At 40.0% G+C, this 12,818-nt stretch carries 12 protein-coding genes; 10 read left to right on the top strand and 2 right to left on the bottom strand.

All coding sequences use genetic code 11. The features are described from left to right. Positions 1-2 precede the first annotated feature (2 nt). The 7 genes from tuaD to NKR21_RS18260 all read left to right on the top strand — a co-directional run bounded on the left by tuaD (position 3) and on the right by NKR21_RS18260 (position 7,726). A complete protein-coding gene (gene tuaD / locus NKR21_RS18290) occupies positions 3-1,337 on the top strand; it encodes a UDP-glucose 6-dehydrogenase TuaD (RefSeq protein WP_012011441.1) in 1,335 nt (444 codons plus the stop codon). A gap of 18 nt (positions 1,338-1,355) precedes the next feature. Continuing rightward, positions 1,356-2,285, top strand: a complete 930-nt coding sequence (locus tag NKR21_RS18285) for an NAD-dependent epimerase/dehydratase family protein (RefSeq protein WP_119125451.1) — start codon at positions 1,356-1,358, stop codon at positions 2,283-2,285. A 39-nt stretch (positions 2,286-2,324) separates the two neighbouring features. Continuing rightward, complete coding sequence (tuaE, locus tag NKR21_RS18280; RefSeq protein WP_144455447.1) at positions 2,325-3,782, top strand: teichuronic acid biosynthesis protein TuaE; 1,458 nt, start codon at positions 2,325-2,327, stop codon at positions 3,780-3,782. Between the two features lie 72 nt (positions 3,783-3,854). Next, entirely contained in the window at positions 3,855-4,532 is a 678-nt protein-coding gene (tuaF, locus tag NKR21_RS18275) for a teichuronic acid biosynthesis protein TuaF (RefSeq protein WP_144455449.1), read from the top strand. A gap of 24 nt (positions 4,533-4,556) precedes the next feature. Next, the gene (tuaG, locus tag NKR21_RS18270; RefSeq protein WP_144455451.1) at positions 4,557-5,312 is read left to right on the top strand and encodes a teichuronic acid biosynthesis protein TuaG; all 756 of its coding nucleotides are present in this window, start codon (positions 4,557-4,559) and stop codon (positions 5,310-5,312) included. A 25-nt stretch (positions 5,313-5,337) separates the two neighbouring features. Then, positions 5,338-6,528 carry a teichuronic acid biosynthesis protein TuaH gene (tuaH, locus tag NKR21_RS18265; RefSeq protein WP_391509409.1) on the top strand — a complete coding sequence of 397 codons (1,191 nt, stop codon included), beginning with the start codon at positions 5,338-5,340 and terminating at the stop codon, positions 6,526-6,528. Positions 6,529-6,658: 130 nt separating this feature from the next. Next, positions 6,659-7,726, top strand: coding sequence for a glycosyltransferase family 4 protein (locus NKR21_RS18260; protein WP_003212692.1), 1,068 nt, complete (start codon positions 6,659-6,661; stop codon positions 7,724-7,726). Between the two features lie 35 nt (positions 7,727-7,761). On the opposite strand, the gene NKR21_RS18255 is transcribed toward NKR21_RS18260, so the two are convergent. Next, positions 7,762-8,853, bottom strand: a complete 1,092-nt coding sequence (locus NKR21_RS18255) for an LCP family protein (protein WP_119125450.1) — start codon at positions 8,851-8,853, stop codon at positions 7,762-7,764. Beyond that, positions 8,838-9,506, bottom strand: coding sequence for a YigZ family protein (locus NKR21_RS18250; RefSeq protein WP_012011434.1), 669 nt, complete (start codon positions 9,504-9,506; stop codon positions 8,838-8,840). Before NKR21_RS18250 ends, NKR21_RS18255 begins: the two co-directional genes overlap by 16 nt. Before the next feature lie 221 nt (positions 9,507-9,727). On the opposite strand from NKR21_RS18250, the gene degS reads away from it, so the two are divergent. The 3 genes from degS to NKR21_RS18235 all read left to right on the top strand — a co-directional run bounded on the left by degS (position 9,728) and on the right by NKR21_RS18235 (position 12,717). Next, a complete protein-coding gene (degS, locus tag NKR21_RS18245) occupies positions 9,728-10,903 on the top strand; it encodes a two-component sensor histidine kinase DegS (protein ID WP_144455455.1) in 1,176 nt (391 codons plus the stop codon). Between the two features lie 64 nt (positions 10,904-10,967). Further along, positions 10,968-11,657 (top strand): two-component system response regulator DegU, encoded by a 690-nt coding sequence (degU, locus tag NKR21_RS18240; protein WP_008348273.1) that lies wholly within the window; start codon positions 10,968-10,970, stop codon positions 11,655-11,657. A 217-nt stretch (positions 11,658-11,874) separates the two neighbouring features. Then, positions 11,875-12,717 carry a DegV family protein gene (locus NKR21_RS18235; protein WP_012011433.1) on the top strand — a complete coding sequence of 281 codons (843 nt, stop codon included), beginning with the start codon at positions 11,875-11,877 and terminating at the stop codon, positions 12,715-12,717. Positions 12,718-12,818: the final 101 nt, after the last annotated feature.

The following is a 12,818-nucleotide window of genomic DNA, read 5'->3' as shown; positions in this document are numbered from 1 at the left end:
AAATGTTGAAGAAAATTGCTGTGATTGGAACAGGGTATGTCGGGTTAGTATCGGGTACTTGTTTTGCTGATATCGGAAATCGTGTCATCTGCTGTGACATTGATGAATCAAAAATCAACAGCTTAAAAAGTGGTGTCGTTCCCATTTATGAACCGGGTTTAAAGGAATTGATTGAAAAGAATACCGAAGAAGGAAGACTGTTTTTTACAACCAATATTCCTGCTGCTATCAGGGAATCAGACATTATCTATATTGCTGTAGGGACTCCGATGACAGCACAGGGAGAAGCAGATTTAACGTACGTGAAAGCTGTCGCTCAAACAATTGGTGAACATTTAAATGGCTACAAAATCATCGTCAATAAAAGCACAGTGCCCGTTGGAACAGGCCGGCTCGTTCAAGCCATTGTCGAAAAAGCATCGCGCAGTAAGTATCCTTTTGATGTCGTATCCAATCCAGAATTTCTCAGAGAAGGCTCTGCCATCAAAGATACGATGAATATGGAGCGGGTGGTTATAGGGTCTACAAGTTCTCATGCATCGGAAATCATTAAGACGTTACATGAACCGTTTCAAACAGTAGTGGTTGAAACCAACCTAGAAAGTGCAGAAATGATTAAATACGCAGCAAATGCGATGCTTGCAACCAAAATTTCTTTTATCAATGATATTGCCAATATTTGCGATCGAGTGGGTGCAGATGTTGAGAAAGTATCAGAAGGCGTTGGTCTAGATAGCCGAATTGGACAGAAGTTTTTAAAAGCCGGAGTTGGTTTTGGAGGTTCCTGCTTCCCGAAGGATACCAAGGCACTATTAAAAATAGCTGAAACAGTAGGTTATCGTTTTAAGTTAATTGAATCTGTTGTCGAAACAAATACACATCAACGAGCGTATCTCGTGAAGAAATTGATGGATGTCTATGGTGACATCAAGGGAAAAACGATCTCTGTATTAGGATTGGCATTTAAACCTAATACAAATGATTTAAGATCCTCTCCTGCTCTTGATATTATTCCAATGTTGCAAGATCTAGGAGCTTATGTAAAAGCGTATGACCCAATTGCTCACTTAGAAGCGAAGAAGATCCTTGGAAACCAAACGATATTCAGTGACAACCTATATCAAACTATAGAGCATTCAGATGCATGTTTCATCTTGACTGAATGGGAAGAAGTATTAAAAATGGATATGGAGAAAGTCAGAAGACTACTTCAACGTCCAGTGATCATTGATGGACGTAATATATTTGAACCAGAACAAATGAGAAAAAACGGCTTTATTTATCATTCGATCGGTCGTCCTCATGTACAGGATGTTAAGATGTTATTAGAAGCTTGATTTTTAGGAGGAACTTGGATGAAGAAAGTATTGGTTACTGGAGGTAGTGGATTTATAGGTTCACATACTGTTGAAGAATTAATAAACAAAGAATATGAAGTCATCGTGCTTGATAACTTTTCAACAGGTAGGAAGGAAAATATTGCACATTTATCTGTTCCGTGTATTGAAGAGGATGTAACAAAACCAGAAGTGGTTGAAATTATTAAAAAAATCGCACCAGACTATATCATTCATCTTGCTGCACAAGTAAGTGTCGCAGTATCGGTCAATGATTATATATATGATCAAGAAGTGAATATTAAAGGATCTCTGCATGTGATCAAAGCGGCTTCAGAGGCTGGTGTCAAGAAAGTGGTATTTGCCTCATCAGCCGCTGTCTATGGAGATCCTGTGTATCTGCCAGTAGACACCGCTCACCAGTTAAAGCCTGGTTCGCCGTATGGTTTATCAAAACTCACAGTAGAGCGGTACTTAGAAATGGCAAAAACATTGTATGATGTGGACTACTGTATTCTTCGGTATAGCAATGTTTATGGTCCGCGACAAGACGCACTTGGCGAAGGCGGCGTTGTCTCGATTTTCTCTGATAAGTTTGCAAAGGATGAGGCTCCTTTCATTTTTGGAGACGGGGAACAAACAAGAGATTTCATCTATGTAGGTGATCTAGCAGCAGCGAATGTTGCGGCTTTAACAGCTCAATCAAACGTTTGTTTAAATATTTCATGTGGGGATTCGATCACTGTGAATGAGCTGTTTCAAACGATGAAGCGAGTGACGGGGTCGCATCTTGAACCAATTTACAAGGCGCAGCGTGCAGGGGATATTGTGCATAGTACATTGTCAAATGAGGAAACGAAACAAGTCTTATCATGGGAGCCTGTTGTGAGTTTACAGGAAGGTTTGGCTCGTACCATTTCCTACTATGAACAGGAAGTCAAGGCTTAATCCCTCAAATCGGATGGGTTGCTTAGGAGGATAATGGGTATGAGTGTGAAACAAACAGCATGGCAAATCATGATTGGATGTATTTTGTTTGCAGCAGGGATTGGGCTTGTACAAATGACATCCACCCAGCCCGTTGGGTTAAAGAAAATGGTGGCTGTTCCGGTAATACTTCTGATCCTGGCTGCTGCTCTCGTGTTGATGAAGTTGTACATGAATGGTGAGCAAATCTTCATGTCAGCCATCTATCTTTTGATTACATTGACCTTTCTCAACAACGCTTTTTTTTCTATTAGTGCTGGATTCTTTAGCCTTTTTCTCTACCGTATCATGCTCATCGCCGCCTTTGTTTTATTCATATGGCGGATGAGAGAAAAGGGGACGTACATATCTCAGTGGCAACAGATTCGAGTCAAAGGTATTCTTGGTTTTTTCGCTGCATGGTTTCTTTACGGACTCATCTCACTGCTTTGGGCGCATTCAGTCACAGACGGCCTGAAATATATGTCCCTTCTTGCAATGGGAATGGGATTTGTCTTTCTAGTCGTCATGTATATTCAGCGAATGGACCAAGTGGTGATCTTTTATAGCATTTGGCTCGTGATGACTGTGTTTGTGATGGGGATTGGGTTCTATAATCACTTTACATTGAACCATTTACCGAATACCTCATTATATCTAGGGCCAGCATATAAACAGCACTATCCTACATCTGTCTTTTTTAATCAGAATGACTTTGCAACGTTTTTATCGATTAGTTTCTTCTTATATCTAGCGTGCATGCGTCAAATGAAAAACGGTTATATCAAAGCGTTTGGATTACTAGGTGCAATCGCCGCGCTGTATCTCATTTTGTTAACCGAATCCCGCGCCAGTTTGCTTGGCATATTTGCAGGAGTGGCGATCTATGTGTGGCTACTGCTCCCGCGTGTTCTCAAAAAGTGGTCAATCATTGCCGCAAGCGGACTTGTCGTCATTGGTATCGCTGTCTTTTCAGCCAAGATTTATTCGACTTTTTATGACTTGTTTCTCGCTTCTCAGATCGCTCATTCTTTTAGTGAACCACTCCCGTCTAACATCGCGAGAGCGAATTTGATGAAAAATGCTTGGCACTTCTTTACGAATTCATACGGATTCGGGGTTGGAGCGGGGAATGTGTCTTACTATTTAGCTCACTTTTCGATCTTTGATACAGACCACGTCGTAGAAGTGCACAATTGGCTGCTGGAATTGATGACGAACTTTGGATTTGCAGTCATGCTGGGCTATATCTCACTATACGCCTATCTCATGTTCACACTTTACAAGCAATACAAATGGGCTGACACAAAATCAGCAAAAATGATCATTGAGGGGTTGTTTGCAGCCATGCTGAGCTTTCTCGTTTCAAGTATCAGTCCTAGCTCCATCTCGAATTTATATTTTCACTGGGTATTTTTAGGACTGGTGATCGCAGCGGTGAATATGTTGAAAAACAAACAACGACTCAAGCTATGGTAAACCGTGTGTGATGCTTTGTATGTATGGCTACACTAGTGAAAGAGCAAATAAGTCAATGTTGGGAGAATGAACATGTCTGGTTTCATATCTAGGATAGGGAAACGAATCAAAAAGTACATCGTATGGCTCATACTGCTGCCTATCGTATTAGGTGCCTTTGGTTTCTTTTTTGCTAAAGGATCTACGCAGCAGTCTAGTTACACAGCTGCTGTTACCCTCACTCTCGGTAAATATGATGACGGAGTGTATAACAATATGGCAGAAGTGACATCTCTATTAAAAAGCGATGCCTTTCTAAATGAAGCACTCAGTGATGTGAAAGAAGAAGAAAGACAGGATGTGAAAACCCGTCTCATCCTTACCAATCAATCAGATACACAATTACAGTTGTCGTTCACAGATGCCGATAAGGAACGTGCTTTGGCTGTCGTGAAGCAGGTGTCAGATACATTTCTCAAGCAAGATAAAGCATTATTTACAAAAAGGCAGCAGGTTATTGAAAGTAGATTAGCTGCACTTCAAGACGAATCGGTCAGCAATGATTCAAAAGTTGATAAAGAACGATTCTTATATGAATTGGAGTCTACAAAGCTTGGAATGAAGCAGGCAAAGATTGTCGATCCTGCCCAAGTACTTGATGAGGGCAATAAAGGCATGTCAGCCAAAAAACGGGCACTGCTTGGGCTTGTCATTGGCTTTAGCATCTCGCTCATGTTTGTCGTCTTACCCGAAGTGTTCAAAGAATCTTAATAATGAACTGGAGATGAGTCTTAGGTGAACAATCAACCGTTAGTATCCATCATTACACCTGCGTATAATGCGGAACGTTATTTAACGGATACAGTTCATTCCGTCCTTGCCCAAACCTATTCCAATTGGGAACTGATCATTGCAGATGATTGTTCTACAGATGGAACTAGAAAGCTATTAGGGGATTTAAGTCAAACGGACGACAGAATCAACGTCATTTATTTAGAGGAAAATGGGGGAGCTGCCATTGCTAGAAACGCAGCCATCAAACAGGCAAAAGGACGCTTTATCGCTTTTCTAGACAGCGATGATATGTGGAAAGAGACGAAGCTCGAAAAACAGGTAGACTTCATGCTGACAAATGATTATGCCTTTACATTTACGGCATATGACATCATTGCAGAAAACGGAGAACCATTAGAAAAAACCGTCACTGCGCCAGCGAGATTGGACTATAATGAAGCCCTGAAAAACACCATTATCGGCTGTTTAACGGTCATGCTTGATCTTGAAAAGGTAGGACATGTGGAAATGCCAAACATTCGCACAAGACAGGATTTAGCTACATGGCTGTCTATATTAAAAAGAGGGTTTACAGCCTATGGTATGAGTGAACCGCTCAGTGAATATCGCATCGTTGGGAACTCCATTTCTAGTAACAAGTGGAAAGCAGCGAAAAAAACGTGGTTTGTCTACAGAGAAATTGAGCAGCTTCATTTTGTCAAAGCGTCCTGGTGTTTTATGCACTATGCGACAAATGCTGTGAAGAAGCGCCTATAAACAGAAGGGAAAAAAGGTGATAAAGGTGAAAGCAGACTCGATCATACATGTTGTCGTAGCGACGGGAGAATGGGGACAGGACGGACTAAGGTACAGACGGCATCGGCTGGCCGAATTTCTAGCATCTGATCCAGAAACAAAAGAAGTCATCTGGGTATGCCCGTCATCATCTCGTCATACAGCTCCCTTTCAGCCCATAACCGATCGAATGAAGCAATTGACCATTCCTGATGTGCTCAAGAGCAAATTATTTCGCTTTGGTCGATATCAAGACATGTTCTATATTCATAAATTATCCCCTCTTCTTGAACATTTGCGGCAGGAGGAAAAGAAGGGGATTGCCGTTTGTTTATGGTATACGTTTCCGGGCTTTCCGCTCTTATCTTCTTTATTTGAATGGAAACATATTGTCTATGATTGCAGTGACCTGTGGGGAGAGCCGATAAGCGGCAATCATAACATCCTTTCTTATATGAGGCAGCGTGTCATTGTTAAAGCAGAAAATCGAATTATTAAATACGCACACAGCATTACATGCTCTTCTCAATATTTACACGATCAAATCAAAAAACGTCTGATGGGAGAACCGAAAGATGTGTTTACAGTGGAAAATGGTGTCGAGTACGATGTGTTTGCGAAAAGCAATCTTCCGTGTAAAGAAGATGTGCTGGAAGGAAGAGAAGGAACCGTGCTCGGTTTTATCGGAGGAATCAAACCAAAACTCGATTTTGACATGATGGCTGAAGCTGCTCGCATGCGGCCTGATTGGACATTTTTATTTGTCGGTCCGGATGGAACGAATGGAGATCCATCTTTTCAGCATGCGCTTAAACTGCCTAATGTGATTTGGACAGGAGCTGTTGCAGCAGAAGAAGTGCCTGCTTATATGAAGCTGATTGATGTAGGGATGATGCCATACAAACAATCCCCTTATAATCAAGCGGTGTTCCCACTCAAGCTTTATGAATTTTTAGCTGCTGGAATACCGGTTGTCGGTTTAAATCTCCCTTCAACGGAAAGGCTAAAAGAGAAGAATGTGTATGAATATTTAGTGGGCGATGATCCTGCGCTCTTCATAGAAGCCTGCCTAAAAGTGATCAGCAAAAAAGACGACACGGCTTTTAGACACCTAAGACAAAGCCGAGCGAAGAAAAAAGATTGGCACGCGCTGTTCACAAACATGGTGGAACTAACGAATATTAAAGAAAACGCATAATTCATTCAGGATTGTGCGTTTTTATTTGTTTCATCACTAGGGAGGTTGTGATCATCCTCTATTCAATTGTATAATGGAAAGAGCGGCCAATATACAAAATACAGATTTCAATTTAGAAGGAGACTGACCTATGGATTACGAACGCGCCTTATTAGCGTTTTTTGTCTCTCTGGCTACAGTTTTAATTGTGACACCAATCGTCAAGAAGTTTGCAATTAAGATTGGTGCAGTGGACCAGCCGAATAAACGAAAAGTTCATGATAAAGTAATGCCTCGAATGGGTGGTTTGGCAATTTTTATTGGAGTAGCGGCTGGAGCATTAGCAGGCGGGCTGTTTCTACATAATAAAATTACAGCAATTTCAGTTGGTGCCGTACTCATCGTCATTTTAGGTATATTTGATGATAAATATAATTTAAGTGCAAGATTTAAATTTCTCGTACAAGTCCTTGTTGCTTGTTTGATTGTGAGCACGGGCTTAAAAATGGACTTCTTCTCTGTTCCTTTTTTAACAGATCGAATTGAGTTAGGCTGGATGGCATATCCCCTCACCGTGCTATGGATTGTCGGTATTACAAATGCCATCAATTTAATTGACGGCCTTGATGGACTAGCTGCCGGTATATCTGTCATCGGTTTATCAACGATTGCAGTGATGGCATTTTCTGCTGATAAGATTCTGATTCTTTCTTTATCTCTTGTCGTCATTGGCAGTACGATCGGCTTTCTCTTTTACAACTTTCATCCGGCGAAGATTTTTATGGGAGATACCGGTTCGCTATTTTTAGGCTATATGATCTCGGTGCTGTCACTTTTAGGCTTATACAAAAGTGTCACTTTGTTTAGTGTTGTTGTTCCTGTGATCATTCTAGGTGTTCCTATATTTGATACGACCTTTGCGATCATTAGGCGTATATTAAACAAACAGCCGATTTCATCACCGGACAAATCTCATATTCATCATAGACTAATGGCCTTCGGCTTGTCCCATCGCATGGCTGTCATCGTGATTTACATGATTGGGTTAGTCTTTAGCTTAAGTGCGATTTTGCTGACAAGCGCGACCATTTGGTTATCGCTCATCATTATTTTTTTACTGGTGATGTTTATGCAAGTGATTGCGGAAGTTACGGGTTTGGTCAACGAAGAGTTCAAACCATTTACGAAATTTTATAAACGAATGGTCAAAAGACAATAAAAAACAGCCCGTTCCTAGGAACTGGGCTGTTTTTATTATTGGCCTGATGTGTTGGTCGAAGGGTTAGTTATATCACTTGACCCTGTTTCGCCAGAGGATGGATTCGTTTGTGAATCTGTTTCTGTCGAAGATTCAGTAGGAAGCTTTAAATGCGTCCTTAATTCATTTTGTACGTTGGCTAGATTGGTTTGATCTGGCTCAAAGTAATACGTTCGATTTGGTCCTAAATAAAGATCCGACCCTTTAATAGAAAGTGTTTCTGTGTCGTCTCCCTTAAACCCGCTGTAGATCTGCTGAAGGGCTAGACCTTCTGTGATACGGAAGTTGGTCGTAATATGATCACTGACTTCTTTCGCAATATTATCGACGTTCGCGATGTTATTCGCCTTCGACATTTGATCAATCATTGCACGTAAAATTTGTTTCTGACGATCATTACGTCCAAAATCACCGCGTGGATCTTGTTTTCTCATCCGTGCATAGGCAAGTGCTTCTTCCCCGTTTAAATGCATATTTCCTTTTTTGAAATAAATCTTTTTCGATTTTTTTACATCACTTTTTTCATTGAAGTCAAATGGAACATCGATATCAATTCCACCAACTTCATCAATGACATCCTTGAATCCGTCAAAATCAACGGTCGCATATTTATCAATCGGAATATTCAAGAATTGTTCGACAGTTTCGATCGTCTCGTCTTTACCGCCTTTAGCAAATGCCGCATTAATCTTGACTTTATTACCTGTCGTGTCACTTGCAAGCTGTACGCGTGTGTCACGAGGAATGCTAACCATTTTCATCGTTTTGTCTTGAGGATTAATGGTTGCGACAATAAGTGAATCTGAACGGCCATGATCACCATCTGTAGCATAATCCTCAATTCCGACAAATAGTACAGAGAAGGGTTTCTTTTTAATATCAATGACCGCATCACGAAGCTTCGATTTCTCGCCGCGATCTAGTTCATCATATGTTTTGTCAGCGGCTTGAAGTGTATTGACTATTTTATAGACTGCAAATCCACCCATACAGATGAAAAGAAGCAAAAATAAGACCAGGATACGTTTAAAAATTTTCTTCTTCTTACTCTTTTTCTTTCGTACACGCACTTTTACTCGTTGTGCCATTCATCTGTCTCCTTTATCGGACCAATGTCCTTTTCTAAATAAATCAGTTCGCCTTCTTTTGTAACACTCTTTCCATTTGTCAGCTCAGTCATCCATTCAATGAACTGCTCTGTTTGTGTTTCTTCTACATACGTCTCAAAAATAACATCTTCTGCATAATGAATTTCTTTTAGCTGAAAAGATGAGGCTCTAAGCTCATTCTCTACCTTTCCAAGCCATGTATAATCTATTGTTGTGTGCATCGTACGCATTAAACAGCGCTCTACCATCCCAACATGGTTGATGGCTTCTGATACAGATTTTCCGTAGGCACGAATCAATCCACCGGCGCCTAGCTTAATACCGCCGAAATAACGAGTGACTACTACAACTGTATCTTTCAGCTTCCGTTTTTTTAACACTTCAAGCATGGGCACACCCGCTGTACCACTTGGTTCACCATCATCATTCGCTTTTTGAATCAGGTCATGTTCTCCAATGAGATAGGCAGAACAATTATGTGTGGCATTCCAATGTTGTTTTTTAATGGATTGTATAAATGCTTGTGCTTCTTCTTCTGAGACAGCACGCTGTATATGACAAATAAAACGTGATTTTTCAATGACGATCTCATGCTCGCCACGACTTTTTACTGTAAGATAGCGATTCAGCAAAAGACATACCCTCCTGAAAAGCAAATTGTAAGAATAGAGAAAATTTGCATTGGTTTTAGAATTTTACAGCGTATTTTGTTATGATGATAGGGGTAGAAAAAGGGTCGTCAAAAAAACTTCATGATTTATACGCATTCTTTCATTATAATTCGACATAAAATGCAGATCAATGACATTTATAATAAAAAAAGATGACATCACTGTTACGGGAGGGAAAAGCCATGACAACACCTAAAATGGATCCGAAATTATTGGATTCAATCATCATGAAAATGCTAAGTACAGTTGATGGCAGCAAGGACGAAGTATTTAGGATAGGCGAACAGTCCCGTCAACAATATGAAAGCCTTGTAGAAGAGCTGAAGCAAATCAAGCAGCAAGTAAACGAAGTAATTGATTTTGGGGATAAACTAGAAGTCCATACGAGACATGCTAGAAATCGCTTATCTGAGGTCAGCAGAAACTTCAACAAATTTAGCGAAGAAGAAATACGCGAGGCCTACGAAAAAGCACATAATCTGCAAGTGGAACTCACCATGATCCAGCAGCGCGAAAAGCAGCTGAGAGAAAGAAGAGATGATCTAGAAAGACGATTGTTAAGCCTACAAGACGTCATTGAACGCTCTGAAACGCTTGTGAGCCAGATCACAGTTGTTCTTAACTATCTCAATCAGGACTTACGCCAAGTTGGCGTGTTACTTGAAGATGCTCAAGCAAAACAAGATTTTGGACTGAGAATTATTGAAGCCCAAGAAGAAGAACGTAAAAGGGTATCCCGTGAAATTCATGATGGTCCGGCCCAAATGCTGGCAAACGTGATGATGCGTTCCGAATTAATTGAACGGATTTTTAGAGACCGTGGAACAGAAGAAGGCTTTAAAGAAATTAGAAGTCTCAGACAGAATGTGCGAAATGCTCTGTACGAAGTGAGAAGAATCATTTATGATTTAAGACCAATGGCTTTAGATGATTTGGGTCTCATTCCGACGCTAAGAAAATATTTAAACACAATCGAAGAGTATGATGGAAAAACCAAGATTACGTTCCAATGCCTAGGAGATACAGAAAGCGAAAGAATTGCTTCTCAATTTGAAGTGGCACTGTTTAGACTAGCCCAAGAAGCTGTCACAAATTCACTAAAGCATTCCGACGCTGAAGAAATCTCTGTGAAAGTAGAAGTGACGAAAGACTTTGTCACGTTAATTATCAAAGATGATGGAAAAGGTTTTGATATGAAAGATGTGAAAACAAATAAAAATAAATCCTTCGGTTTACTTGGCATGAAAGAACGCGTAGACTTACTGGAAGGTAAAATGACCATTGACTCAAAAATAGGTCTAGGGACATTCATCATGATTCGCGTGCCATTAACATTGCAAAATAAAATTGTAAAATAGAGACAAAAGACATATTGACCATAAAGTTCAGGTGTAGAACAATAAACATGGGGAGGCGTAGCTTGTGACTAAAGTAAATATTGTAATTATTGATGATCACCAATTATTCCGTGAAGGTGTCAAACGGATTTTAGATTTTGAACCTACTTTTGAAGTAGTTGCAGAAGGAGACGACGGTGACGAAGCTGCACGTATCGTAGAACACTATCATCCAGATGTTGTCATTATGGACATTAATATGCCGAATGTTAATGGTGTAGAGGCTACAAAGCAGCTAGTTGAGCTTTATCCCGAATCAAAAGTCATTATTCTATCTATTCATGACGACGAAAACTATGTGACACATGCATTGAAAACAGGAGCAAGAGGCTATCTGTTAAAAGAAATGGATGCAGACACGCTCATTGAAGCAGTGAAAGTCGTAGCTGACGGAGGATCTTATTTACATCCGAAAGTTACTCATAACTTAGTAAATGAATTCCGACGCCTAGCGACTAGTGGCGTTTCAGCACATCCGCAGCATGAAGTATATCCTGAAATTCGCAGACCACTTCATATCTTAACGAGACGTGAGTGCGAAGTACTTCAAATGTTAGCTGACGGAAAGAGCAATAGAGGAATTGGTGAGTCGCTCTTTATTAGTGAGAAGACAGTCAAAAACCACGTGAGTAACATTTTACAAAAAATGAATGTAAACGACCGTACACAAGCTGTTGTTGTAGCAATTAAGAACGGCTGGGTAGAAATGAGATAATGTTCCGGACAAGTACTCCTTTTTCGCCTGTTCTTGGTTTTCTCACATGTTAATTGGAGAGAAATGATAGGTAGATAAGGAGTATTTTTCGGATATAACGGGCTTGCCTATTGATTAGGCAGGCTTTTTTGATTACTATTATAAATCTAATGAAACACAATGATCATTCTTTGAAAATAAAAAAGAGCAACTTAACGGATAAGGAAGGTATTTAAGAATGAAAATAGCCGTTGTAACAGACAGTACTGCTTATATACCACAAGAGCTACGTGATAAACATCATATTCATATGATCCCTCTTAATGTCATTTTTGGCAACGAATCATACCGTGAAGAAATAGAAATGGATTGGAAGATTTATTATGAAGAAGTCAAAAAGCATAAAGAACTTCCAACCACCTCTCAGCCTGCTTTCGGTGAACTAATAGAATTATATGAAAAGCTAAGTGAAACATATGATGCCGTGATTAGTATTCACCTTTCTAGCGGAATTAGTGGAACATATAATAGTGCAGCCTCAGCAAATGACCTAGTTGACGGAATTGACATTTATCCGTTTGATACAGAAACTAGCTGTATGGCGCAAGGTTTTTATGTGATAGAAGCTGCTGAAAAAATTCAAGCTGGTGCTTCTCCACAAGAAGTGTTAGCCCATCTCAACTACCTGAAAGAGAATCAGAAAGCTTATTTTATGGTAGACGATTTAACTCATTTACAAAGAGGCGGAAGATTAAATGGTGCTCAGGCTTTCATTGGGAGCCTCTTAAAGGTAAAGCCTATACTGCATTTTGACAACAAGCTAATTGTCCCTTTTGAGAAGATTCGCACACGTAAAAAAGCTATTTCACGTATGTTTGAATTATTTGACGAAGATGCATCTCGTGGTGTCCCGATGAGAGCAACACTGATACATGGTAATAGAGAAGAAGAAGTAGACGAATTAATTGCGCACTTATCAGAAAAATATCCTCATGTTGAATTTTATAAAAGCTATTTTGGTGCCGTAATTGGCACTCATCTAGGCGAAGGCTCTTTAGCTCTTGGCTGGGTGATTAGATAAATCTTAAAAATCTCTTTTCTCTTAGAAAAGGGGTTTTATTTTTCTTTTTTAGCTGTTGGACGAAAGGTTATAGCTTTGCGCATAATAGGCAAACATCAATT

Origin of the sequence: Bacillus sp. 1735sda2, from assembly GCF_024159245.1 — a bacterium.
Lineage (GTDB): Bacteria > Bacillota > Bacilli > Bacillales > Bacillaceae > Bacillus > Bacillus pumilus_O.
This window is presented reverse-complemented; position numbering and strand designations above follow the sequence as displayed.